Consider the following 24484-nt stretch of genomic DNA (forward strand, 5'->3'; position numbering starts at 1 on the left):
GTCCCTCTCTATGCGGAGAGGGATTTCGCAATGCCTGATCTTTCAACCTAAACTACGGAAAGAAAGTTTCAGAGCCTTTGAGGGGATTTGAACCCCTGACCTCTTCCTTACCAAGGAAGTGCTCTACCCCTGAGCTACAAAGGCAATAATCTTTACTTACGTTTGAGATTTACAAGTAAGCGGCAAATCTCCGTTGTAATGGGTAAATCTTACGAGCGTAACTGAAACTTTACACAAAAATTCTTCCCGAATGGAAAGAATTTTAAAAACTAAACGCTCAAATGTTTGAGCGGGCGACGAGGCTCGAACCCGCGACCTGCAGCTTGGAAGGCTGCCGCTCTACCAACTGAGCTACGCCCGCATACGACTAAACTAAAATAAGAACCCGACCCAACGGGTTCTTATCAATTGTGGGGCGAGATGGATTCGAACCACCGTAAGCATACGCTAGCAGATTTACAGTCTGCCCCATTTGGCCACTCTGGTATCGCCCCAAATGGTAATTCTTTTAATCTTGTATCAGAGAACTTTTTCCCTTTACCTTCCGGTTTGGAGTTGCAAAAGTATAGTGTTCTTTAGCCCATGTCAAGCCCCTGCTTAAAAAAAGTTCGTCTCCCCCTCTCTGTGTTCAGCTTTACTACAAGCTAAGCCTTTCATTGTCAAACGCTTCACACTTTTGATTCCACTCAAAAAAAAAATTTATTCTTTATGAAAAAAGAGCAGCCGACTCGTCGACTGCTCTTTTCCTTGATTCTGATGAGCCTTAGTTTAGACGAACACCAAAGCTAACGGCCTGTACACGGGGACCACGTGCTTCCTGATACAACTCATTAAGGTCATATTGGAAAAACAGATCGACAGAGTTACGGAATCCAATTTCTGCCATCAGTCCGTACCGAAAATCGTTCAACCAGTAGCCAGCGTGATTATGGTCTTTCTTGTTATTCTGCGTTTTAGTTTTCGTATAGCTATCCAACCGATAGCCGACGTAGCCCCCCGCCCCAATATGTGAAACGGCTCCTTTGCGGATGGCAATGGTTGGCATTACGGGTACGGTCACGTAACACACGGTAAGTTTACTCTTTTTCAGAGGTTCCGTAAACTCAGTAAATTCAATGCGTTCAGGCCCTTTCCTGGCTACATTATTCCCTTCGAACATAAAGTTATACCAGGTGAACTCAAAGCCCAGTCGCATTCGCAATGCTACGTCTTCACCTTTGATGAGCGTTGGATTCCGGTAAAACCCGAGCGAGAAAAAGCGTGATCCCAGCGGACGTAAATCGTAGTCTTCCGGATTATAATTCAGATCTTCTTTTTTACCGTAAGCGTTTAAGCCAAAAGAAATTACGAAGTTATCCTGATCGTTTTGCCACCACGGACGCGTACGCTTTACTCGTTTACTGCCTTTGTAGTAAACGGTATCTCCACTCGAAGTAATCCGGTAACCATTCAGCTCAATTCCTACTTTCTCCAGGTACTTCTCTCCGTCTATCTCACCCAACGTGATCCGAGTAGTACTCCGCTGTGAAGTGGAATCAATCTTACCGCCGACATCCTTCAGCAAACGATTTACGTCGTAGTTGAGTAGCTTTTTTAATTCCTCCTTATTCTCTCCGTAAATGATAATGCGGGACTTATCTCCCATCACTACAATAATCGAATCCCGAACAATATCACTGGCAGAAGCCATGCCCAGCGTCCCTAGAAAGGCCAGCAAAGCGGTAACGATGCGTTTCATAAGATATTTCTAACGATTTAACTTCCAGATGTCCAATACGTACGAAAGGTTGCTTAATTCTTTTTAAAAAGATTGTCCTCAGTCCGGGCCATAATCATTTTTCCGTCCAGACCCACTTCTTTCCACTCTCCTTCCTGAATGTGTTTGATACCTTTGGCCAGACGAGAGAAGAACTTACCCTTCGAACGTTTCCCCATCGCTTCGTCTCTGGCTTCACCTGGAGCAGCTTCACTGGTTTCCGTTACTTTGACTATAAAAACTTTGGGTTCTACCGCTTCCTGAGTTTTTGTAACTGCCCGAGCAACCATTTCTTCAGGTGCATTTGTGGCGACGTTTACAGACGGCTTAGTCTCTGCCATTTGTGGCGTAGGACTCACTGTAGGGGTAGCGACGGCGAGCTGTTCTTCAACCGGTACTGGTCGCGTCTTGGGCTCCACAACTTTTGCTGGCTGTGCTTTTCTTTTTGTGATAGCCAGTTCTGCCTGCGGTGTCCGTTCAATAGTTGTCTCGACTGCATTGGGCGTAACCTCAGGTTTTGCTTCTTGCTGAGGAGTAGCGATGGGCTGTACCACTTGAGGTTTTTCTACTGCTAACTCCGGCCCCCTGGATGTAGTAGATGGTTGAATCATCCACCAACCCGCTAGTAGCAATACGCCTACGGAAGCCGCTGCCGAGTACCTAGCCCATAAAGGCAATCCTTTCCGCTGCGTATGGCTATTGTTCAGCCGTGACTCCAGCTTATTCCAGGCTTCAGATCGGGGTACTTGCTCGTGATTCTTTAATTTTCCGGCGAACAAGTGGTCAATCGGATGATTTTCTTTCGGTTCTTTCATACGATTAATAATTTATTGACAACCGGGCATCGGTTTCGGTAATGAGCCGTTGTAACAACGCTCTAGCCCGGTGTAATTGCGATTTGGATGTACTCTCGGTTATTTGCAAGGTACGAGCAATTTCTTCATGGCTGTACCCATCAATAGCGTATAAGTTAAATACTGTTCGGTAACCCGTAGGCAGCTGATCTACCAGCTTGAGTAAATCAGCTACTTCGAGCGATGTCTCAGGTAGCTGCGGATCGGGTTCATACAGGATTTCATCATAACTCGTTTGCCAGCCCAGCTGTTTTTTCGAACGCAACGCCATCAGACATTCATTGACTACAATTCGACGAATCCAACCCTCAAAACTTCCCTCCAGCTTAAACTGACTGATGCGTTCAAACACTTTCACAAACCCTTCCACCATGCATTCTTCAGCTTCGTACTCATCTTTGAAATATCTTCGGCAAACGGCTAGCATCCGGGCCGAGTACTTTTCGTACACCCGTCGCTGGGCTTTAGGGTCGGCCTTCTGACAGGCTTTCACCAATTGCTCTTCCGTTTGAAATAAAGATAAAAGTTTCACAAGACGGGATAAGGGTGGTTCTACTGACTCGTAGATGCTGAGCCATCTACAAAGGTTGCAGGGCTTCTTAAAATTTATTGTAAAGTAATAGAAAAATAAAAACCTTCCAGTCAGGGACCGGAAGGCTATCTATCGGCAATAAATCAATCACTATAATTCAACTACTGTTGGGTAATGCCTTTCATGCGTTGCCAAAGAGCTATTTTCTGAGCGTATTCCTTACGGCTGCTACGGTACCAGAAGTAAGCAATCAAAGCCACAATTAAATAAGGCATGACTAGCAGATATAAAATTCCCGTATTCAGGCCAGAACCACTCAGATAATGACCATCACTATACGTACTTTCTACGGAAGCCCGACACATAGCACATTGGGCGAACGTAAGGGTACAGGAAAGCAGTACCAATACACCGGAAGCCAGCAAACGTTTCATTGGTTATGGAAAACTTTATTGGTAATACGGACTAATCATCAAATAAGCAATCACACCTGTTACAGATACATATAGCCATAAAGGATACGTCACTTTCACAATTCGCTTATGCCGTGGGATCTGGTTACTCCAGGCATAATATACCGCCAGTAATACAAAGGGAACAACGATGATGGACAGTACAATATGGCTAACTAAGATAACGTAATAAAAAGTTCGTACGCTTACGCCCGCTCCACCAAAAGCAGTCGATTCGTTGGTCAGGTGGTATAAGACATAAGAAACCAGAAAAAACGAACCGAGTACAAAAGCCGTTTGCATGGCCCGTCGGTGAGCCGTAATGTTCCCCCGCTTGATCATCAAATATCCTATAACCAGCAGAACAGAAGTAGCCGTATTGATAAGGGCATTCAGATGGGGCAAAAGTTTCGTCCATTCACCGAGTTGTAACTTCGGTACCCGTGGATTGAGAAGCACCGCTACCGCCAGGGGGATAGCAACAGATAAAATGCGAATGAGTCGCAGGTAGCTCTTTTGCTTTTTCTGCGGTATCGTCAACGGACTCATTTGGATTCTCGTTTTTTATAAATATCCAGTAATACCCTAATCTCAAGGATTAACCGATCAATTTCTTCTTTATCCTCACCATCATAGTAGCCCCGAATAACGCCCTCTTTATCTACTAGTACCAGTTTGCTGTCATGCGTAAAAGCATCTGCAGTTTGGGCGTTGTCATCCTGTACAGCCAGCTTGTACCCTTTGATAGCCAGTTGATAGATCTGGGGCTTGTCACCCGTTAGAAATACCCACTTGCCAGGTTCAGCATCATAACGTTTGCCGTACGAACGTAGAACTGATGGAGTATCGTGCGTAGGATCAATCGAATGGGAAACGATCAACACATTTGGATTATTGATAAACACATCCTGAATGCGGTTTAATTGCGTTGCCATCTTCGGACAAATCGTTGGACAACGACTAAAGAAAAAATCAGCTACTACGATTTTCCCTTTCAGCAGGTCCTGATTTACCCAAGTACTATCCTGATTAAGCAAATGAAACGCCGGAATCGTATGATAAAGTGTATCCTGCTCGGGCTCCCACCAGGCTTTATTTGGGCCATTTTTCTTAATGATCACCTGGTTGGTCAGTGTATCTCGTAACGGAAAATACCGGGGCAGTGAATAGTGATTGACACCCCCAAAGCGAATCCACAAAAAGAATAAAACCGGAATCACTAACATCAAGATTAGGATTCCGGCTTTTTTAATATTCCACATAGCTATTGCTCCTCATGAAGCGTACATACGCTTCTGAATCGTTCCAGACTAAACGCTTAGTAAGAAGAGATGAAACCACCTTCCAGCAACAAAGCCAGTACTAACCACGCAATGAAAACGAGCGGGACAATAATGGTCCAGAATAAACTCTTGGTTTCACCCGACAAGTGCATGAATTCACCCATGATGTATGCAGCCTTTACAATGGTCATAATCACGAAGATGGATACCTTCAACAAGTGCATGTTGTGGGGCAAGGTAAACGCTACGACGAATTCGAGAACCGTAATGAGTAATAGAATCCAAAAAGTACGCCAAATCTTTTTCGTTTGCGGCTTGGCTACCATCTTGCCATCCTTCTCTACATATTCATTGTATTCCGATGCCATATTTCTTTTCGATTATACCAGGTAAAAAAATGTAAATACAAAGACCCAGACGAGATCCACAAAGTGCCAGTACAGACCAACTTTTTCGACCATTTCGTAATGTCCGCGACGCTCGTAAAGCCCCATGCAAACATTAAAGAATACGATGATGTTCAAAACAACGCCAGAGGTTACGTGCGTACCGTGGAAACCCGTAATAAAGAAGAAGAAATCAGCAAAAGGTTGCGGACCATACTGGTTCACATGCAGGTTAGCTCCGAATACATCTTTCGTTACCTGTACACCATTGATTACGTCCGTTAAAGTAGTAGGCGTATCAGTACCCGTAATGAAGTGACCCCACTCCCAGGCTTGTGAGCCCAAAAAGGTGATACCACCCAAGATCGTCCACAGCATCCATTTTTCAACATCAGCTTTGTCTTTCCGGTGACCAGCTTCAACCGCTAATACCATCGTTACTGAACTAAAAATCAAAATGAAGGTCATCAATCCTACGAAAACCAGAGGTAACTGATACCCGTGGAAGAAAGGAACCGCTTCAAATACGCGTTCTGGAATTGGCCAGTACTGATTCGAAAAAACGAATTTGTCAATTTCTCCGTCGTATGCTGGGTGGGCATAACGCACCAGTCCATATGCAATTAACAGGCCGGAGAAAGAAAAGGCATCTGATAAGAGGAACAACCACATCATCAGTTTACCATAGCTGGCTTTCATCGGTTCGGCACCGCCCAGCCATAGTTGTTTCGGTTCAGCAGCAGCATGTGTTGCCATGTACGCTAATTCAGTTTACAGTTAATAATTTCGTTTTTCGCTCCGTTGAGAGGCGTAATATCGTGGCTTTTTACTAGCGGAAATTCAGCAAGAAGATGAAAAGGTAGAGCCACAAAGCATCTAAAAAGTGCCAGTACATCGCTGCCATTTCAATACGGTCTCTTTTTTTCGCGTGGATTTGCATTCGCCAGGCTGCCACAAAAGCAAAGATTAAAACAATCAGACCACTAATGATGTGCAGGCCGTGAATAAAAATCAATACGTCAAAAAAAGAAACAGCTGGATTACCAACCAGGAATAATTTCTGATGAACTAACTCGTAGAAACCTTCTACTTGCAGGTACAGAAATACCAAGCCGAGTGCAAAAGTAATCGAAATCGCTGTTTTGAGTTGGCCAAATTGGTCTTTTTTTGCAGCTCGTACCGATAAATGCATAAAAAGACTACTGATCAACAGAACACCAGTACTATACCAGAAAATCATTGGTATTTCAAACTCAAGCCAGTTCCCTTCAGCCCGGCGTACCAAATACGCACTCGTCCAGCCCGCAAAGGACATGGTGATGGCGGCAATCGTTAGCCAGAGCATGAATTTCTTAGGATGAAAAGAAAAGGTGGGTTTGGCTTCTTCCATCAAACTTGGGGCAGATGTTATTTCAGTATTCATGACGATGTAAATGCTGCGATTACGTTAAAAAAGCTACGTTAAGCTTTATCCAGTAAAAATACGATTTGGAGAATCGGCAGATAGGTAATGGAAACGAAAAACAAACGACGGGCGGCGGCATCACTGATTTCCCGCTTTAAATAGAACGCATGACCCAGGAAAAGAAGTCCACCAATGGTAGCGATAATCGCTGAAGTCATACCTGTAATGCCTAACTCATAGGGAATCCAGCCTAACGGTACCAGGAATAAGGTATAACCAATGATAGCCCGGGCGGTTTTTGCTCCTTTGTCTCCTTTGTAGGGTAATAACTGGATTCCCGCCTGTTTGTAATCTTCATCGATCATCCAGGCCAATGCCCAGAAATGTGGGAACTGCCAGAAAAACTGGATGGCAAATAATACGCCAGGCTCCCAACCAAACTGATTCGTAGCAGCTACCCATCCAATCATGGGAGGCAAGGCTCCGGGAATGGCTCCTACAAATACGGCAATCGGTCCTGAACGTTTTAACGGCGTGTAAACAAACCCGTATAAGATGACCGAAAGAATGGCTACGATAGCCGAACGAAAATTGAAGAAATGGACAAACAGAAAAAGGCTGAATACGGTCAGCAACAAACAGTAGATAGTGGCTTCGCGTACCGTCAGTCGTCCTGAAGGTAAAGGCCGATTCCGCGTACGTTTCATCAACGCATCGCTATCCTTTTCATAAATCTGATTAATGATGTTCGAAGCTGCTGTAATGAAAAATCCGGCAATTGTAATCAGAATCAGTTTCGCCCAGTCTACTTCTTTAACAGCCAGATAATAACCAAAGGCTCCGGATAAAGCAACAAAGCTACTCAGGCGATGCTTGAGTAATTCAACATATGCTTTCGCTTTTTCCTGCCAGGTAAGTTCTAATACACTCGTTTTTACTTCAGACATTGCTCGTTCCTAAGGCCGCTGAATAGGGATCAGTCGATGCCGCTTTAATGGTACCGAACACACGTTCGGCATTCAACAGTAAATAAGCTACAAATTGGACGCCCAGCATGATCAATGCCAGCGTAAGGTGTACGGGTTGTAAGTAAGCCGGAATGGAGAAATACGCCATGCCGATACCCGTCAGAATTTCAATAACTACCAAAGCCAGCATCGCTTTAGCGTATGATTTTAGCAATCCATCCTGACGAGTGTGTTGCCACAGGGCTTTAATAAACCAGCCATGAACGAAAAGCACAACCAAAGAAAAGGACCGGTGTACATAAAACCAGAGTCCGGATTGACTAGCCTGTTCAATCCATTGGCTACGATTCTCATAACCAATCCTGAAGATGACTTCATCAATTGCTTCGCGTACCTGCGTCCCCATTAACACCTGAACTACCGAAAGAGCAATAGCCCAGCCCAGTAATCGGTTTAATAAAGGTTTATTCCGTACCTTCTCCACTTCCGTTACTCTCGAATAAGCTTTGGCTACGGCGTAAATCAGTACAAAGATAATAACAATTGCCACCAGCATGTGTAGCGTAACCATCAGAGGTTTCAATTCCGTGGAAACAACTTTGGAGCCTAACCAGCCCTGGAAACCCATCAGTATGAACCCTACAAGCGAAAGCCAGACTAGTGAACGATCCTGTTTCCAGTATTTGAATGAAGCCAGTAAAGTGGCAAACACGAACAGTCCGGCTAGTACACCAACCAGTCGGTTCACGTATTCCGTCCAGGTTTTCACTGGATTAAATAGTACCTCTCCTTTCAGTTTGGCTCCAAAAATTTCCTGATAATTGGCAGGTAATTGTGAGATATCGGTAGGTGGTACCCACGTTCCAAAACATCGGGGCCAGTCGGGGCAACCCATACCCGCTCCCGTACTTCGCACTACGCCACCTGCTACGACGACTAAGTAAACAACGGCAATCGTAGCAATGCCTAATTTTCTAAAGTTCATAGCGGCACTGTTCCTTCTACTGGGTAACAAAGATACGACCGAAATTATTCCCCCGATAAAAAGATTTCAATCCATTCTTTCACTTGAATTTCAGAAACTATCAAAACAAAGAAAGGGCTCTTTGGGGAGCCCTTTCTTTCCAATGTATTTGGTCAGCCTCAAAATTAATGACCGCCTGACTTGGCAGACACTTCTTTCTGGAAAACGTGCAACTCTTCAATAGCTTTCTCTAAAGCAATTTGCTCCGTTTCTTCCGGTAAGTTAGACTCAGGAGTCGAAGAGAAAGGTACCGTTTGAGGAATGTAATCTTCTACTGCACCTGGTTTCGAATAATCGTAGGGCCAACGGTAGACCGCAGGAATAGGTCCTTCCCAGTTTCCGTGACCTGGTACTACCGGAGCCGTCCATTCGATCGTATTTGAACGCCAGGGGTTTTGAACGGATTTCTTACCCTTGAACATTGAGTAGAAGAAGTTCCAGGCAAACAGACCCTGCGAAGCGAACGTGACGATAGCTGCAATACTGATGAACATGTTCAAATCAGCAAAAGAGTTCGTTAGATCGTACGTTGAGAACGAGTAGTAACGACGGGGGAATCCAGCAATACCGATATAGTGCATGGGGAAGAACACGCAGAATACCCCAATAAATGAAAGCCAGAAGTGAATATAACCCAGCGTATCATTCATCATACGACCATACATTTTAGGGAACCAGTGGTAAACCCCAGCCATCAATCCAAAGAATGAGGCAGAACCCATTACTAAGTGGAAGTGAGCTACTACAAAATACGTATCGTGTAATTGGATATCCAGAGCAGCGTTACCCAGGATAATACCCGTTACCCCACCTGCGACGAAAAGCGATACCAGACCGATCGAGAACAACATAGCTGGCGTAAAGACGATATTACCTTTCCACAGCGTAGTGATGTAGTTAAAGGCTTTTACAGCAGAAGGTACCGCAATGATCAGCGTCAGGAACATAAAGACCGAACCAAGGAACGGGTTCATACCTGATACGAACATATGGTGAGCCCATACGATAAAGGCCAGCAACGTAATACCTAACATGGAACCAATCATGGCACGGTAACCGAAGATAGGTTTACGAGAATTCGTAGCAATAACTTCAGAAGTAATACCAAGAGCTGGTAACAATACGATGTATACCTCGGGGTGACCTAAGAACCAGAATAAGTGCTGGAATAAAACCGCCGATCCACCTTGTTGTGGTAAAGCTTCACCACCAATATAGATTTCGGAAATATAGAAGCTCGTACCGAAGCTACGGTCAAAAATCAATAACAGAGCTGCCGCTAATAATACTGGGAATGAAAGCAAACCCAATACCGCTGTCAGGAAGAATGACCAAATTGTCAAAGGAAGCTTACTAAAAGACATTCCCCGAGTCCGCAGGTTGATAATGGTCGTAATGTAATTCAAACCTCCCATCAACTGAGAAACAATGAACAACGCCATTGAAATCAACCAAAGCGTCATCCCCATACCTGAACCATTAGAAGCCGTTGGAATAGCTGATAAAGGCGGATAAATTACCCAACCACCTGCGGCAGGTCCCGTTGAAATGAACAGGGAAGCAAACATAATCAAACCGGCTACCAGGAAGAACCAGAACGAAAGCATATTCAGGAATCCGGAAGCCATGTCACGTGCTCCAATTTGTAAGGGAATCAGGAAGTTTGAGAACGTACCGCTCAAACCTGCCGTCAGTACGAAGAATACCATGATGGTACCGTGCATCGTAACCAGAGCCAGATAGAATTCCGTTTCCAGCTTACCTTCTGCATTGATCCAGTTGCCTAAAAGCCAACGCAGTCCATCCAGTTTCAAATCAGGAAAACCTAATTGAAGACGGAACAAAATAGAAAGCAATCCACCAATGAAAGCCCAGATAATACCCGTTACCAGGTACTGCTTAGCAATCATTTTATGGTCTTCCGAGAAGACGTACTTCTGGATGAAATTTTGCTCGTGATGCTCATGCTCGTGCTCATGAACGCCATGAACGTCGTGATGATCGTCGTGAGTCAGTGCCATATCTTCTTTTTTAGTTTTTAAGATGCAGAATTAACGTAGGGAAGCGGTAGCACCCGAAGCCGCAGCCGTACTATCAGCCGGAGCTTCACCTTCAGGGGCAGACTCACCCGCAGGAGCTTCTTCAGCTGACTCCGTATACTTCATAGCTTTCGCTTTCAACCGAGCCGGTACGCGATCCAGATAACTAGTGTTGGTAGCCAGGAATGATTTTTGGGTTTTCAACCAAGCTTTGAAATCATCTTCTTCCAATACTACTACGTTCATTTTCATAGAGAAGTGACCCTGGCCACAAATCTCCGTACAATTGAGACGATACTCAAACTTAGGATCGTTCGTCTCGGCTTTCATCTCATCTGTAGTTTTCGTTGCCGTAAACCAGAATTTAGTAGGCATACCCGGCACAGCATCCATTTTCACCCGTAAGTGAGGAAGGAATACGCTATGCAATACGTCACGAGCACGAATTTTCAATAATACAGGTACTCCTTTAGGGAGATACAAGGTATTACTGATTACATCATCAAATGCAGCTTCATCCGACAGATCGATACCTACTTCGTTTGTAGCATCAATCAGTTTGTAGTTGTAGCTCCCCAACTTGTTATCATCTACGCCAGGATAGCGGGCAATCCAGTTAAATTGCTTTCCCGTTACTTCAATCACGTAAGCATCCGCAGGTGCTTCCGTAGTGATGTCACGCCATACACGCCAGCCCATGAATACCATGATAGCCATGATAATAGCCGGGATTACCGTCCAGGCTAACTCCAACCGGTGGTTAACCGGATAGAACGTTGCCCGACGTTTCGGATCATACTGGTACTTAAAAGCGAACGCAAACAAGAGAACGCTCGTAAGGAAGAAAGCAACCGTAACGATTCCCATGAACCACCAGAACATTGTATCGATCTCTTTACCATGAGTCGACGACGGATCAGGCAGGAAGTTAGGAGTTGCTTCAATAAAAGACCATACCCCTGCAATGCTACCCACTACGAACACAATCGGCAGTAAAGCCGCATTGATTTTGTTTGCTAATCCCGGTTCATTGCTTGACGAAGTCGAAGCGAAACCTTTGGTGAATACGGACATTCGGTTGAGTACTACCACCGTAAGCACCAACAGAACGGCCGCCAGCAAACCAACGATATAAACCATGACAATCTTTGTTTTTGATACTTTTCTATTTCAGAACACCTATCGCAAATGCAACGTTCGATCCGATTACTAAATATCGTGATGAACGGCTTCTTCCAGCATGGGGTGGTTTTTCGCCACTAACGAAGCTTTTGTCAACTGAGCCGAGATCACGTAGATAAAGGCACAGGCAAAGAATAACGTCGTACCCCATTCAATCAGTCCAAATCCTCCGTTTGCTCCTACCAGACCCGGCATCATCATTTGATAGAAATCAAAATAGTGAGCAATGATAATGGCAAAGGATCCTACTTTCAGGAATGTGAAGTTCCGTTTTGCATCACGCGTCATGAACCACAGGAAGGGTACCAGGAAGCCCATGAACAGGTTGATGAAGAAAGGAGCTTTGTAGATACCACCGTATCCGCCGAAACGCTCTTTGTAGTAGATCGTCTCTTCTGGAAGGTTAGCATAGTAGATCAACAGGAATTGAGCAAACCACACGTAGGTCCAGAAAATTGAGAAGGCAAACATGAATTTACCTAAATCGTGTAAATGGTTTTCGTTTACAGCGGGCAGGTAACCTTTTTCTTTCAGGAAGATTACGCTTAACGTCGTAACAGCCAGACCAGTTACGTGCCAGGAAGCAAAGTGATACCAACCGAACATAGTTGAGAACCAGTGCGTATCAATGGACATCGCCCAATCCCAGGCACAAGTAGAAGACGTTACGGCAAAAACAAGGATGAAGATCCGGGATAGATACTTCATTTTATACCACCATTCCGTACCTCCAATAGCATCTTCCTGTTTTGAAAGATTACGCAGGTATACCCACAATCCATACCATGAACCTAAATAAAGAACGGTACGGATTAAGAAGAAAGCATTATTCAAATACCAGCTTTTACCGGCAATGATTGCATCATAATGTTCGCTTTCAGGATCCATGATTCCTTCGTGACGCCAGTGGAAAATCTCATGTCCAAAGGCAACATAAAGAACCAGCATGATCGCTCCCGAAAAGGGAATGAAAGCCGGGAAAGCTTCAGGAATACGTTTGATGATCGAAGACCATCCAGCCCACGACAGGTACTGGATAGCCACAAAAAACATACCGATAACTGAAATACCAGTAAAGAATTCTGCATTCATCCAGAGGTTGCCTACTACACGTTTACCCCAGGCGGGCAAGCCGTGATGAGCTTCGTGTCCATGAGCGGCGTGTTCTGCGTGCTCATGTACGTGATTAAGTCCAATTCCCCAACCTTTTGCTACTAAAAACGCACCAATCAAAAGAGTAGCCAGACCTGCCAGCATACCGATAATCAGCTTACGCTTTGAAGAGGAGGTAAAGTCATACCATTCTTCCATCTCCGCTGGATCAAAATGGTGATTGTGCTCTGCCATTATACTTTCGTTATTCGTTATCAGTTGTTCGCTAATCGTCAATAAACCATTAACGATTCCCAGTTAACTCTTTAATAGATTAGGGTTGTTGCTGAAGTTTGTGCACGTACTGAACGATTTTCCAGCGATCTTCAGGTGATACCTGCGAACCATGAGGCCACATCCGGCCTTTTCCGTAGGTAATGACGTGATAGATATGTCCGTCGTTCAGATCTTTCAGGGCGTCGCTTGAATACACGGGTACCCCGCCGTATTTTTTTCCTACAATACCATCGCCTTTACCCGTACCACCGTGGCAGTGCAGACAATAACGACCGTAGAGCAACTCGCCCTGCTTCAATGATTTGTCAGTAGTAGGAATCGGGTTCGAAAGAACTGCTTCTGACATGGCAATACTATCAGCCGGAACGTTCCGTGCGATCAGATCCATCCGTTCCAAAGCCGACACCGTCGTATCGCCGAGCGTCGTCGTATAGCTTTGCTGAGGAATAGTGCCTTTTACGGGTACCCGCATGTTCAGGTTACCTTTTCCCGTTGCACTATTGATGGGGTTCGCATCAATCTGTGACAGGGGTTCGTAGCCTACGGGATAGTACATGTTAGGAGCAAATTCCCAGGCCTGGTGTTGAGGATCACGTTTCAGGGACGCCAGCAGAACCACCACAAGGGAAGCTGCAATCCACACAAACGGTAGGTATTTTTTCATTGTCCAATCAAGTTGATATTAACGCTCGATAGAATGGCACCTGCAAACAGGTACCCTATCCTTTCACTTAGTCTTCTTCCTCAACGATTTCTTTTACGTTGATTTCAATGGCACCGGTTTCCCGAAGAGCCTTCTCAATCTCAGCTTCTGATTTCTGGTTGGAAGCCGTATCAATCGCCATTACGAACTTATCGTCAGTACTACGCAAATCGAAAATTACCGCCTTGTTACCCCACCACAATCCATTGGTAATGAAGAAGGTAAATACCATACCAAAGGCCGTAAACAATACCGTAAACTCAAACATGGGTGGAATAAAATCCGGCAAAGCATAATAATCTTTACCCCCAATGTTCATAGGCCAATCTAAACGCATGGTATACAGCGTAAAGACAAACATCGTTATCAAACCCAGCGTACCGAACATGAATGCAACCATCGGAATCCGGGTCCGTGGGTGACCAATCGCCTTGTCCAGACCGTGTACAGGGAACGGAGTATAGACGTCATGAATCTTGATGCCGCTGGCCCGTACCGTTTTCACGGCGGCCATCACCTCGTCATCATCATCGTACACTCCTACTAAAAATCTCTTGTTGGTATCCATGAGGATTGAATGCTTTTTCCTTGAATTAAGCTTATTCGGTTACGTGTTGACCAGGTTTTTTCGAGCTGGGTTTCACTTTGTAAGGGAAACGCTCGGAAGAACTCTTCATGACTGCTTTTACTTCCGCCATGTTGATTACGGGCAAGTATTTGGCAAACAACAGGAACAGGACGAAGAACAGACCAAAGGTGAAAACGTAATCCCCGATGTCAATCAGCGTCGGTGAGAACATAGCCCAGCTGGAAGGGATATAATCACGGTGCAGAGAGGTTACGATAATTACGAAACGCTCAAACCACATACCGATGTTTACCACTACAGCTAAAGCAAATGTCCAGGTGATACTCCGGCGAATGCTACGAATCCAGAACAGCTGAGGCGTAACTACGTTACAGGTCATCATCGCCCAGTAAGCCCACCAGTAAGGTCCGGTAGCCCGGTTAATGAACGCATACTGTTCGTAACTAACCCCTGAATACGCCGCAATAAAGAACTCCGTGATGTAAGCGATACCTACGATAGAACCCGTAACGGTGATGATTTTATTCATCGTCTCGATGTGCTCAATCGTAATGTAATCCTGCAGTTTAAACGTCCAGCGTACAATCAGCAACAGGTTGTTTACCATGGCAAAACCTGAGAAAATAGCACCTGCTACGAAGTACGGAGGGAAAATCGTCGTGTGCCAGCCTGGAATAACAGACGTAGCAAAGTCAAAAGATACGATCGTGTGTACCGAAAGTACCAGCGGTGTAGAGATACCTGCCAGGATCAGCGATACATATTCGTAACGAGCCCAAGTTTTCGTATTTCCATTCCAGCCCATAGAAAGCAAGCCGTAAATGTATTTGGAAACTTTGCTTTTGGCACGGTCACGAATGGTTGCTAAGTCCGGAATCAAACCTGCGTACCAGAACAGGCAGGATACGGAGAAGTACGTTGAAATAGCAAATACGTCCCAAACCAGGGGTGAGTTAAAGTTTACCCACAACGAACCATACGTATTAGGAATAGGGATACACCAGTAAGCTAACCAAGCCCGACCGGCGTGCATTAAAATGAAGCTAGCGGCACAAATAACGGCGAAAATCGTCATGGCCTCTGCTGCCCGGTTAACGGACGTCCGCCACTTTTGACGGAACAGCAGAAGAATCGCCGAAATCAGCGTACCTGCGTGACCAATACCTACCCACCATACGAAGTTGGTAATGTCCCAGGCCCAACCAACGGTTTTATTCAAACCCCAGTTACCCAAACCATCCCACCAAGTCCAGAATACCGAAACCGTACCCACGGCTAGAACCAGCGAGGAAATAGCGAAAACGATCTTCCACGAGGTAGTCGGTTTTCCTTCTACCTGCCGACATACGTCCTCGGTAATGTCGTGGTAGGATTTTCCACCTGTCACCAAAGGAGGCCTTACAACAGCACTGACGTGTGACATATTTCTAAATTTTCAGAGTTTCTATTGAATAATATGATCCCTTCTGACGGGCCGAAACTCGTCAGAAGGGATGAGAAATCGGTTACGCGTGTTCTTTTACTTGCTTATGCTCGTGACCTTCTCCGTGACCCAGCTCTTTTTTGTTGGGAGCTACGGAATCGGCGAAATCTTTGTTACGTACTTTCGTCAGATAGCTGATCTGGGGCAGTACGTTGATTTCTTCCAGCATGGTAAAGGCACGTCCTTCTTTTTCTACCGCCAGCAGTTGAGAAATGTTACTTTCCGGATTGTTCATGTCACCAAAAACAATCGCTCCTGTGGGGCAAGATTGCGAACAAGCCACCTGTACTTCATTCGCGTAAGGTCTGCGACGCTCTTTCTTTGCTGCCAGTTTGGTAGCTTGGATACGTTGTACGCAGAACGAACATTTTTCCATTACCCCACGGCTACGAACCGTAACTTCAGGGTTGATGACCATTTTACCCAGGTCATTGTTGAAGTGGTAAGGGAAACGATCTTCATCAAAATATTTGAACCAGTTAAACCGGCGTACTTTATACGGACAGTTGTTGGCACAGTAACGCGTACCGATACAACGGTTGTAAGTCATTTGGTTCAGACCCTCGTTGCTGTGCGTGGTAGCCAATACCGGACATACCGTTTCGCAGGGAGCATTCGAACAGTGCTGGCACAACATGGGCTGGAATACGACTTCCGGATTCTCAGCCGCTGATTCCAGCGTCTTCAATTCCTGGAATACGCCTTCGTCTTCCGTGGGTTGTACAGATGAATAGTAACGGTCAATGCGAATCCAGTGCATTTCACGACGCATTACTACTTCTTTACGACCGACTACGGGCACGTTGTTTTCCGCCTGGCAACTTACTACGCAGGAACCACAACCTGTACACAGGTTCAGGTCAATGACCATTCCCCAACTGTGATTTTGTTTTTCGTGACCATTCCAGAGGGAAATGTCGCCAGGACTTTTGCTTCCTTCAGAGGTAGCAATTTTCGGTTGGAACCGTCCTGCTTTAACATTCTCCTGGTATTGAGCCAGTACTGTTTCCTGTACGACAGACTCACGAGCCATAACGGTGTTGTGCGTCTGCGTCTGAGCAATACCCCACTTATAGGTTTTACCCGTTGGCGTTACTTTGATTTCAGCACCCGCTGAGTTGATCCAGGGATAGATGTTTTTACCTACACCATCCGCTGCTTTACCCGCTTTCTGACGACCGTATCCAATCGCGATACCGACCGTGTCAACCGTCTGACCGGGTTGGATCAATACCGGAAGTTCGATGGCTTCTTTACCAGCGATTTCCAGCGTTACCATATCATTCTGAGCTACACCCAGTTTATCCGCCGTTTTCTGAGAAATCGCAGCGTAGTTATCCCACGTGGCTTTCGAAATCGGATCGGGACATTCCTGTAACCAGGGGTTGTTCGCTTGTGAGCCTGTACCCATGGAAACTTTTTCGTACGGCATGAATTCAATAACCGTAGAAGAAGCTTTATACGTACCACTAATTTTACCCAGGGCCGTCAGCAGATCGGTCGTTGCAACCGGAGCCGCAGGGGTAGTTCCTTTACCAGGTTCAAATACCCCTTCGTACAAGGCTTTGTTCCAGGCCTCTTTACTTCCTGTTTTCAGGATGTTGGCAGCCCAGTATTTCGTCAGGAATTCGTAATAATCAGCGTTCTGACCAGCCCAGGTTAATAAAGAAGACTGAGCCTGACGCGTACTGAAGATCGTTGAAATCGTCGGCTGGATGATCGAGTAGAAACCAGGTTTCGGTTCGGCATCACCCCATGATTCCAGGAAATGAGAATCTGGAGCCACGTACTGACACAGAGCAGCCGTTTCATCAGCCCGATCCGCAAACGATACGCTTACCTTCGCCCGTGAAAGAGCATCGGCGATTTCTTTACCGCGGGGGCTATCGTATACGGGGTTAGCACCGTAGAAGATTACCGCGTCAACCTGTCCACCTTTCAATTCATTAACGAACGTATTGAAAGCGGCATCGTCACCTTGTTTGTAGTTGCTCGTGCCGGCAATCGTCGTACCGTAGTTACCTAAAACCTTGTTGATTTCAGCTACTACTGTTTGTACGTTCGGATCATTTGAACCTGATACCACTAGAGTCGTACCCGGAGCAGCAGCTTTCAGATCTTTCGCTGCTTTTTCAAGGAATTCGATTTTTACATCAGCCGTGCTGGCAGAACCACCCACCAGACGCAGCAGCGTAGAAGCTACTAATCCGGATTGAGAAGGTTTCACCCGTCCACGGTAATCAGCATTGGAAGCCGTCAACGTCATCAGCGTACTGAAATCGTAGTGACGTGACATTTGCTTATTGCCATTTTTCGCCGAAGAAAGACGACGACCTACGGCCCACTGCTTCGAGAATTCATCCGGAGAAATCCAGCTTCCCAGGAAGTCAGCGTCTAAGCTTACGATTACTTTCGCTTTGCTGAAATCAAAAGCGGGTAATTGGCCACCGTGTACCTGCGTGAGTCCGTATGCCGAATTCGGATCATACGACACGTGTACCGTCGAAGGGTATTTCGCCTTGAACGTTTCGATAACGGCTTTCGTAGTCGGACTTAAAATCGTATTGGATACAATCCGAACATTGCGAGCAGAGGCCAGAGCCGCTACTACTTCTTTATCCAGAGCTTCCCATTCGATTTTCTTGCCACCCTTTTGAGCTTCTTTCAGCTTCTCATTGTCGTACAAACTCAATACGGAAGCCTGCACACGCGTACCGGTTCCGCCTTGAGATACACTTGAATTCGGGTTACCTTCAATCTTGATGGGTCGTCCTTCGCGGGTTTTCACCAGGATGGCACTATAATCACCTCCATCTACATACGTTGAAGCGTACCAGTTTGCAATACCTGGCTCAACGTCTGAAGGTTTATTTAAGTAAGGAATGACTTTCCGTACCGGAGCCTCGCAGGCAGCCAGCGAAACCGCTGCTACACCAAAGCCCAACATTTTCAGGAAGTCACGGCGGTAGGTTCCACCTCCGTCGGTAATGTCTGATGAATCAGCAAATTCGCGATGAGCGTTTTTTACGAACTCGGGATCGTTTCGTAACTCCTCAATTCCTCGCCAGTATCGCTTCGTAGTATTTTCCATTCTCTTAGAAAAACTCGTGTTGGGAAAGGCGGCTTCCAAAGAAAGCCGCCCTGTTATATTAATAGTGGCACTTCGAGCATTCCAGCCCTCCGATGTCAGCCACTTTCATGTCTTTCACACCTTCTTTTTTGTGAATCTCAACCAGTTTGTCGTAGTACTGGTTGTCTTTCGCATTCACACTGGTTTTCCGGTGACAATCGATACACCAGCCCATCGTCAGCGTAGAGCGTTGCTCAATCACTTCCATTTTTTCCACTTCACCGTGGCACTGCTGACATTGCAGACCGCCTACGTTTACGTGTTGAGAGTGATTGAAGTAGGCCAGATCAGGCAGGTTATGCACGCGAATCCACTCGATAGGTTGATCTTTCTCGATAGCCCGGTAAATTTTTTGAATTTCAGGGGAAGAAGTTTTGATAGCGTTGTGGCAGTTCATACAAATATTCGGGGAAGGAATATTTGCCTGCTTACCTTTATTAACGCCGGTATGGCAATAGTTACAGTCAATCTTATACTCGCCTGCGTGTAGCTTGTGCGAGAATGCGATCGGCTGCTTAGGAGCATACCCCTGGTGAATACCAATACCATACATACCATCGATGCTAACCTTACCCGCTAAAAGGACGAATAAAAGCAGAGCTCCTGTACGGAAGGCCGGGCTGTTACCCAGTTTACCCGTGCTTTCTTTCAGACGAGCGAAGAAAGGAATCTTCTGAGCTTCGGGTGAAGAAGGATCTACCGTAGCCAGACGACTCAGTACGGTCAGAATACCGAACAGAGCAATCAGCATCAGAATCATGACTACCAGCAGAGCAACCAGTACCACACCAAAGAAACCGGATGACTGCTCGCCACCACCACTTTGGGCTACTTGTTGCGGAGCACCATCGCCAGTTCCGCCAGTTTTTGCTTCACCACCTTTGTTCTTTTGATCTACATAGGCCAGAATGCTCTTGATGTCGTCGTCGGAAAGACTTCCGAAAGCCGTCATCATGATAGGCTTGTACTGATCGTAAAGTTTAGTGGCTTGTTCATCACCACTGGCCACCATACCGGCCGGGTTCTTAATCCATTTAATCAACCAGGCTTCGTCATGCCGTTCGTTGACACCTTTTAAACCGGGGCCGATTAGCTTATCCGCTCCCACACTGTGACAGGATGCACAGTTGTTGGTGAAGAGCTGTTCGCCTTTTGCGGGATCCTGTGCAAAGCCGGACGTGCTACCCCACAGCGTCAGGACGATAGCTGTTGCGGTCCCGAAGAAGTAGCTAAGTGCTCGTTTGATCATAATACTTTTCAACTTTTATTTTCAGTACGGTATGCCCGTATAGACCCATTCCGGGCTCACAAAACTACAATCGGATCGTTGTTCTTCAAACTCAAGAATTTTCCCGAACGTCAAAACAAGGAGAAAAATATTTATTTAAATTCTTTCTAAATAACCCGAAAAACCTGTGAGTGGCTTTTCATACTTTCCGCACTTCCCATTGACAGTCAATCTTCAGCTTCAAAAAAACTATTCTAGCTTCTTATTTGATTATCAATTACTTGCAAGGTTTTAATCAAGCAATTTCTAGCTTATGGCCAACTTATTCTCCGAATAAAACAAATACTCCCGGCTTTTGGCCGGGAGTATTGAGCATACCGTTTAAGAAATTAAGATTTGCAAGCTGGGCAGGTACCCTGTACTAGAAGATTGATTTCCTGACGTTTATATCCTTCGGGTAAATCCAAACTCGGAATTCGGACTTCATCCAGACAAGTCGTTTGTCCACAGTCCAAGCACTTGAAGTGTACGTGGTCATGATGGTGTTCATGATCTTCCGCCTGACAGTCAGATCGACACATGGCGTACTTCACGGTACCTTCATCATCGAGTACTTTATGAATGATTCCCTTATCCAGAAATGTCTTTAATGTTCGGTAAATGGTTACCCGATCAAATCGTTCCTGTAATTCGCTTTCCAGACCTCCGTGCGAAAGGGCAAAATTCTTAGTATAAAACAAATCCAGTACTTCTTCCCGAGCTTCTGTATGGCGAAGGCCATGCTGCTTGAGCGTAATCGGCACGAGTCTATTCATACGAATGTATTAGTAGAGTTTCAAAGACCGGATTTCCAGCCCGAAACGTTAATTCGAATTTACGGCATTTTCAAACTGCAACTTCACGAGTCCGCTGTATAAACCCTCTTCCATCAGCGATAATTCCTCGTGCGTTCCCTGTTCAATGATTTCGCCCTGCTGGAGTACATAAATCTGATCGACGTTGCGAATCGTAGCCAACCGGTGAGCAATGATGATGGTCGTGCGATTTTCCATCAATCGATCCAACGCATCCTGTACGAGTTTTCTGATTCAGCATCGAGCGAGGAAGTCGCTTCATCCAGAATCAGAATGGCCGGATCTTTCAAAATGGCCCGGGCAATGGCGATCCGTTGCCGCTGTCCACCCGAAAGCTTCACGCCCCGCTCCCCAACGAGGGTGTTAAAACCTTCGGGGAATGAGGTGATGAAATCATAGGCATTGGCCTTCCGGGCTGCATCCACAATTTCCTGGTCCGTAGCTCCGGGACGACCGTACTCGATGTTTTCCCGAATGGTTCCGCCAAACAGCATCACTTCCTGTGGTACAACCGCCATGTGGCTCCGGTAACCTGGAATGGAATACTGCTGAATGGGCTGGCCATCCACCAGGATCTGACCGTTCTGCGGGGTGTAGTAACGCATCAATAACTGTACAATCGTTGATTTACCAGCTCCGGAATAGCCTACCAAAGCAATTTTCTCCCCACGGTGTACCTGTAAGTTGATCTTCTTCAATACCTGAATATCGGGGCGGGACGGATAGTTGAACTCTACGTTCCGGAATTCAATGGTACCTTCCAGATCTACTTTCGTCAGGGCTCCCGTCTGTTCCGTTTCTACTTCCGACTTCTCTTCGAGAATTTCCAGAATCCGTTCCGAGGCACCAATCGTTTTCTGTACCTGAGCGTACATATCGCCTAGTCCACCCACCGATCCACCAATAAAGGCGGTATACAATACAAAGCCGAAGAGATCGGCCATAATCATCTCACCGTTGAGTACCAGCGTTGCTCCGTACCATACTACCCCGATGATTCCACCAAACAGCGTAAAAATCAGAAAGGATACAAACCCACCGCGGTACATGGATGCTTTCAGAGCAATGGCAACGCCCCGGTCCAGAGCCGTTGTATACCGTTTTACTTCCAGGGGTTCGTTTGTAAAGGCTTTTACGATATTAATGGACTGTAACGTTTCCTCAACCACTACATTCGCCGCCGCCAATTGATCCTGGGCCTGCTTGGACATCTTACGAATGAACTTGCCAAAGACCATCGCCGCTACAATCAGAATGGGGAACGTCGCCAGCATAAATAAGGTAAGCTTCCAGGAAATCGTAACAATAATAAAGATACCGATCACCAGCGTGGCTACACCCCGCAGTAATTCAGCCAGTGTAATGGTTAGTACATCCTGCAACTGCGAAACATCGGAAGTCATGCGGCTCATCAACTCCCCTACCCGACGCTGTTCGAAGAAACGAATGGGTAAGGTAACCACCTTCGAGTACAGATTCTTGCGTACATCAGCCATTGATCGCTCACTGACGCGGGTAAAGAAGTAAATACGGGCAAACGAAAAAATCGCCTGTCCTACCAGCACCGCAAACAAAGCCAGCAATACCTGATTGAGCGTAAACTGTGATTTCTTCTCCAGTACTGCCACAATTTCCCGAATCATCAGCGGGAAAGCCATCATTGTCAGCTGCGACAGGGCCAGGAAAATCAATCCAATGATGAACAGGCCCTTGTAGGGCTTGACAAAACGGAATACGTGTAATGTTTTATTTAAACCCGCCCGGTTTACTTTTTTCTTGTCTTCAGCAGCGGGCTCTTCGCCAAAGGAACTTTGCCGTTTAGCCATAAGGAGTAGTGATGCAAAATGCCAGGAACAGCCGAAGCCTCTCAGCAATCTATAGAGTATGTGTAAATGAGACGGTGGTAATCGTTCTTAACGGTTAGTCGCAAAGCGGAGCATGTTTTCCAGCACTGCTACGGGAGCTTTCCCCGTACGCTGTTCCCAGGCGGCCCAGTCGGCCATGAGCGGACGCCGGCCCTGTACCTGAGCAAAAAGCCGTTCAATCAAATCTTTGACGTTTTCACTCGGCATCCAGTAATCTTTTTCGGCATTGTCGGAAGGGTTCAGTCCAAAGCCAGGGTGTTCGGATAAATACCAACCTAATTCTGAGTACAGTTTTCGAACCAGCGATTCATCGTAACCCCGATTCACCAGGTCCTGTATAAAAGAAGCCTCATCGAGTGACGGGCGTTCGGCCGTTAACTTTTTCAGGCGACCTTCCCGCATGGACTCTCCCTGCGAAAGCGTAACGATAAAGAAGACAATACCGCCCAGTCCTAATAATACAACAAAAGCAAAAACAAACAGTATAACCATACATGTGGCTACTCATCCTTTCTGATGGAATAAATAGCTTTATTGGATAAGGTAAAAAAAAAAATTATTGTTCCGTCTGGCCCCGGTATTTCGAAGCTTCCAGGATTTGCCGGGCGTTGGTATTCGTCATGAGTTCCTTCAGAGAAACGTCCGGGTTATTATCCTGATAATAGCGAACGATTTTCCAGCCCAGCCAACGCCCGATACTGCCCGGGCAACGCGGCCCAATCTCCGGCGTTTGCGGGCGATCACCCAGGTAGCGGATTTTCTTATTTGGGTTGGTCTCGTACAAAAGTTTTTCGTCGATAAAATGTCCCCATACCAAATCCTGAGCTATTTCAGTTTCTGCGAGTTGCTTCCCAGTATACCCAATCAGCAAACTATCGGGCGTCTGGGGAAGCATTGTTTGAGCAAACAAGTATCCTTTTCCGTAGTTAATCATTTCTGCGAGCAGCGTACGGTCTTTCGGATCACTTTTCACGTAAGGTTCTGAAGCAATAAACAACATTTGCGGGACCAGAGCTTGGGGCGTGTATCGCCAGAGCTGGTAAGCGTATACGTCAGGCCGATACTTGGCTTTAGAACCCATGAAGTAATCAATGCCAATGACCAGTACGCTGTCACTGACCATCAGATCGGGGCCCATAAAACCGGTAAAAACCAGTTGCACGCGTGGCGTTCGGAACCTGGGATCGTAGGCCCTCATGTTCCGAAAAGCGGTACGCAGATCGGCCTGTAGGGGCTGGAAGTTTTGAAAACTTTCCTGAGCCTGTTTATAAAATTCCCGTAGGCTTGGTTCGTTTACTCTCCGGTGCAGTTCGGTAACGAGCTGATTACGATCCTGGAACTCATTTTTCGGAATAGTTTACA

22 protein-coding genes, 3 tRNA genes and 1 pseudogene are annotated in these 24484 nt (G+C 46.0%); all 26 read right to left on the reverse strand.

Annotated elements, in window-relative coordinates:
- Window positions 1-72: 72 nt before the first annotated feature.
- Window positions 73-144: transfer RNA gene (locus BWI97_RS15170), tRNA-Thr, on the reverse strand.
- Window positions 145-288: 144 nt separating this feature from the next.
- Window positions 289-361 (reverse strand) — tRNA-Gly (locus BWI97_RS15175).
- A gap of 50 nt (window positions 362-411) precedes the next feature.
- Window positions 412-494 (reverse strand) — tRNA-Tyr (locus BWI97_RS15180).
- Between the two features lie 269 nt (window positions 495-763).
- The gene (locus BWI97_RS15185) at window positions 764-1738 is read right to left on the reverse strand and encodes an outer membrane beta-barrel protein (protein ID WP_102201592.1); all 975 of its coding nucleotides are present in this window, start codon (window positions 1736-1738) and stop codon (window positions 764-766) included.
- Between the two features lie 53 nt (window positions 1739-1791).
- Complete coding sequence (locus tag BWI97_RS15190) at window positions 1792-2571, reverse strand: hypothetical protein (RefSeq protein WP_094815110.1); 780 nt, start codon at window positions 2569-2571, stop codon at window positions 1792-1794.
- Window positions 2572-2575: 4 nt separating this feature from the next.
- Window positions 2576-3142 (reverse strand): RNA polymerase sigma factor, encoded by a 567-nt coding sequence (locus BWI97_RS15195; protein ID WP_233207865.1) that lies wholly within the window; start codon window positions 3140-3142, stop codon window positions 2576-2578.
- Between the two features lie 161 nt (window positions 3143-3303).
- The gene (locus BWI97_RS15200; RefSeq protein WP_094815112.1) at window positions 3304-3576 is read right to left on the reverse strand and encodes a hypothetical protein; all 273 of its coding nucleotides are present in this window, start codon (window positions 3574-3576) and stop codon (window positions 3304-3306) included.
- 15 nt (window positions 3577-3591) lie between these two features.
- Window positions 3592-4143 (reverse strand): DUF420 domain-containing protein, encoded by a 552-nt coding sequence (locus BWI97_RS15205; RefSeq protein WP_102201593.1) that lies wholly within the window; start codon window positions 4141-4143, stop codon window positions 3592-3594.
- Window positions 4140-4856 carry an SCO family protein gene (locus BWI97_RS15210; protein ID WP_102201594.1) on the reverse strand — a complete coding sequence of 239 codons (717 nt, stop codon included), beginning with the start codon at window positions 4854-4856 and terminating at the stop codon, window positions 4140-4142. Before BWI97_RS15210 ends, BWI97_RS15205 begins: the two co-directional genes overlap by 4 nt.
- A gap of 56 nt (window positions 4857-4912) precedes the next feature.
- Window positions 4913-5245: a cytochrome C oxidase subunit IV family protein gene (locus BWI97_RS15215; protein ID WP_094815115.1), complete on the reverse strand. Its 333-nt coding sequence runs from the start codon at window positions 5243-5245 to the stop codon at window positions 4913-4915.
- A 12-nt stretch (window positions 5246-5257) separates the two neighbouring features.
- On the reverse strand, window positions 5258-6019 hold the full coding sequence (locus tag BWI97_RS15220; RefSeq protein WP_102201595.1) for a cytochrome c oxidase subunit 3: 762 nt from the start codon (window positions 6017-6019) through the stop codon (window positions 5258-5260).
- A gap of 73 nt (window positions 6020-6092) precedes the next feature.
- Complete coding sequence (locus tag BWI97_RS15225; protein ID WP_102201596.1) at window positions 6093-6686, reverse strand: cytochrome c oxidase subunit 3; 594 nt, start codon at window positions 6684-6686, stop codon at window positions 6093-6095.
- Window positions 6687-6724: 38 nt separating this feature from the next.
- Window positions 6725-7615 (reverse strand): heme o synthase, encoded by an 891-nt coding sequence (cyoE, locus tag BWI97_RS15230; protein WP_094815116.1) that lies wholly within the window; start codon window positions 7613-7615, stop codon window positions 6725-6727.
- A complete protein-coding gene (locus BWI97_RS15235; RefSeq protein WP_102201597.1) occupies window positions 7608-8621 on the reverse strand; it encodes a heme A synthase in 1014 nt (337 codons plus the stop codon). The genes cyoE and BWI97_RS15235 overlap by 8 nt, the downstream gene beginning before the upstream one ends.
- A gap of 164 nt (window positions 8622-8785) precedes the next feature.
- Entirely contained in the window at window positions 8786-10681 is a 1896-nt protein-coding gene (locus tag BWI97_RS15240; protein WP_094815118.1) for a cbb3-type cytochrome c oxidase subunit I, read from the reverse strand.
- 30 nt (window positions 10682-10711) lie between these two features.
- Window positions 10712-11839, reverse strand: coding sequence for a cytochrome c oxidase subunit II (locus tag BWI97_RS15245; protein WP_094815119.1), 1128 nt, complete (start codon window positions 11837-11839; stop codon window positions 10712-10714).
- A 69-nt stretch (window positions 11840-11908) separates the two neighbouring features.
- Window positions 11909-13228, reverse strand: coding sequence for a quinol:cytochrome C oxidoreductase (locus BWI97_RS15250; RefSeq protein WP_094815120.1), 1320 nt, complete (start codon window positions 13226-13228; stop codon window positions 11909-11911).
- 79 nt (window positions 13229-13307) lie between these two features.
- Entirely contained in the window at window positions 13308-13934 is a 627-nt protein-coding gene (locus BWI97_RS15255) for a cytochrome c (RefSeq protein ID WP_094815121.1), read from the reverse strand.
- Window positions 13935-14001: 67 nt separating this feature from the next.
- Window positions 14002-14541, reverse strand: a complete 540-nt coding sequence (locus BWI97_RS15260; RefSeq protein WP_094815122.1) for a DUF3341 domain-containing protein — start codon at window positions 14539-14541, stop codon at window positions 14002-14004.
- Between the two features lie 31 nt (window positions 14542-14572).
- Window positions 14573-15985 (reverse strand): NrfD/PsrC family molybdoenzyme membrane anchor subunit, encoded by a 1413-nt coding sequence (gene nrfD, locus BWI97_RS15265; protein WP_094815123.1) that lies wholly within the window; start codon window positions 15983-15985, stop codon window positions 14573-14575.
- Between the two features lie 82 nt (window positions 15986-16067).
- Window positions 16068-19136 carry a TAT-variant-translocated molybdopterin oxidoreductase gene (locus BWI97_RS15270; protein ID WP_102201598.1) on the reverse strand — a complete coding sequence of 1023 codons (3069 nt, stop codon included), beginning with the start codon at window positions 19134-19136 and terminating at the stop codon, window positions 16068-16070.
- A 58-nt stretch (window positions 19137-19194) separates the two neighbouring features.
- Window positions 19195-20424 carry a cytochrome c3 family protein gene (locus tag BWI97_RS15275; protein ID WP_094815125.1) on the reverse strand — a complete coding sequence of 410 codons (1230 nt, stop codon included), beginning with the start codon at window positions 20422-20424 and terminating at the stop codon, window positions 19195-19197.
- A gap of 368 nt (window positions 20425-20792) precedes the next feature.
- Window positions 20793-21218, reverse strand: coding sequence for a Fur family transcriptional regulator (locus BWI97_RS15280; RefSeq protein WP_094815126.1), 426 nt, complete (start codon window positions 21216-21218; stop codon window positions 20793-20795).
- Window positions 21219-21266: 48 nt separating this feature from the next.
- Window positions 21267-23083: pseudogene (locus BWI97_RS15285) on the reverse strand (ABC transporter ATP-binding protein).
- Between the two features lie 87 nt (window positions 23084-23170).
- A complete protein-coding gene (locus BWI97_RS15290) occupies window positions 23171-23614 on the reverse strand; it encodes a hypothetical protein (RefSeq protein WP_102201599.1) in 444 nt (147 codons plus the stop codon).
- A 64-nt stretch (window positions 23615-23678) separates the two neighbouring features.
- Window positions 23679-24320 carry a hypothetical protein gene (locus BWI97_RS15295; RefSeq protein ID WP_102201600.1) on the reverse strand — a complete coding sequence of 214 codons (642 nt, stop codon included), beginning with the start codon at window positions 24318-24320 and terminating at the stop codon, window positions 23679-23681.
- Window positions 24321-24484 lie beyond the last annotated feature (164 nt).

This window comes from Siphonobacter sp. BAB-5405 (assembly GCF_002872335.1).
In the GTDB taxonomy this organism is placed as follows: Bacteria; Bacteroidota; Bacteroidia; order Cytophagales; family Spirosomataceae; genus Siphonobacter.

Bases quoted from the DNA above. Each gene is read 5' to 3' on its own strand.
- BWI97_RS15260 (WP_094815122.1), bottom strand. From the start codon at position 14,541: ATGGATACCAACAAGAGATTTTTAGTAGGAGTGTACGATGATGATGAC.
- BWI97_RS15250 (WP_094815120.1), bottom strand. From the start codon at position 13,228: ATGGCAGAGCACAATCACCATTTTGATCCAGCGGAGATGGAAGAATGG.
- BWI97_RS15210 (WP_102201594.1), bottom strand. From the start codon at position 4,856: ATGTGGAATATTAAAAAAGCCGGAATCCTAATCTTGATGTTAGTGATT.
- BWI97_RS15200 (WP_094815112.1), bottom strand. From the start codon at position 3,576: ATGAAACGTTTGCTGGCTTCCGGTGTATTGGTACTGCTTTCCTGTACC.
- BWI97_RS15225 (WP_102201596.1), bottom strand. From the start codon at position 6,686: ATGAATACTGAAATAACATCTGCCCCAAGTTTGATGGAAGAAGCCAAA.
- nrfD (WP_094815123.1), bottom strand. From the start codon at position 15,985: ATGTCACACGTCAGTGCTGTTGTAAGGCCTCCTTTGGTGACAGGTGGA.
- BWI97_RS15295 (WP_102201600.1), bottom strand. From the start codon at position 24,320: ATGAGGGCCTACGATCCCAGGTTCCGAACGCCACGCGTGCAACTGGTT.
- BWI97_RS15270 (WP_102201598.1), bottom strand. From the start codon at position 19,136: ATGGAAAATACTACGAAGCGATACTGGCGAGGAATTGAGGAGTTACGA.
- BWI97_RS15275 (WP_094815125.1), bottom strand. From the start codon at position 20,424: ATGATCAAACGAGCACTTAGCTACTTCTTCGGGACCGCAACAGCTATC.
- cyoE (WP_094815116.1), bottom strand. From the start codon at position 7,615: ATGTCTGAAGTAAAAACGAGTGTATTAGAACTTACCTGGCAGGAAAAA.
- BWI97_RS15215 (WP_094815115.1), bottom strand. From the start codon at position 5,245: ATGGCATCGGAATACAATGAATATGTAGAGAAGGATGGCAAGATGGTA.
- BWI97_RS15190 (WP_094815110.1), bottom strand. From the start codon at position 2,571: ATGAAAGAACCGAAAGAAAATCATCCGATTGACCACTTGTTCGCCGGA.
- BWI97_RS15185 (WP_102201592.1), bottom strand. From the start codon at position 1,738: ATGAAACGCATCGTTACCGCTTTGCTGGCCTTTCTAGGGACGCTGGGC.
- BWI97_RS15255 (WP_094815121.1), bottom strand. From the start codon at position 13,934: ATGAAAAAATACCTACCGTTTGTGTGGATTGCAGCTTCCCTTGTGGTG.
- BWI97_RS15205 (WP_102201593.1), bottom strand. From the start codon at position 4,143: ATGAGTCCGTTGACGATACCGCAGAAAAAGCAAAAGAGCTACCTGCGA.
- BWI97_RS15235 (WP_102201597.1), bottom strand. From the start codon at position 8,621: ATGAACTTTAGAAAATTAGGCATTGCTACGATTGCCGTTGTTTACTTA.
- BWI97_RS15280 (WP_094815126.1), bottom strand. From the start codon at position 21,218: ATGAATAGACTCGTGCCGATTACGCTCAAGCAGCATGGCCTTCGCCAT.
- BWI97_RS15220 (WP_102201595.1), bottom strand. From the start codon at position 6,019: ATGGCAACACATGCTGCTGCTGAACCGAAACAACTATGGCTGGGCGGT.
- BWI97_RS15240 (WP_094815118.1), bottom strand. From the start codon at position 10,681: ATGGCACTGACTCACGACGATCATCACGACGTTCATGGCGTTCATGAG.
- BWI97_RS15290 (WP_102201599.1), bottom strand. From the start codon at position 23,614: ATGGTTATACTGTTTGTTTTTGCTTTTGTTGTATTATTAGGACTGGGC.
- BWI97_RS15245 (WP_094815119.1), bottom strand. From the start codon at position 11,839: ATGGTTTATATCGTTGGTTTGCTGGCGGCCGTTCTGTTGGTGCTTACG.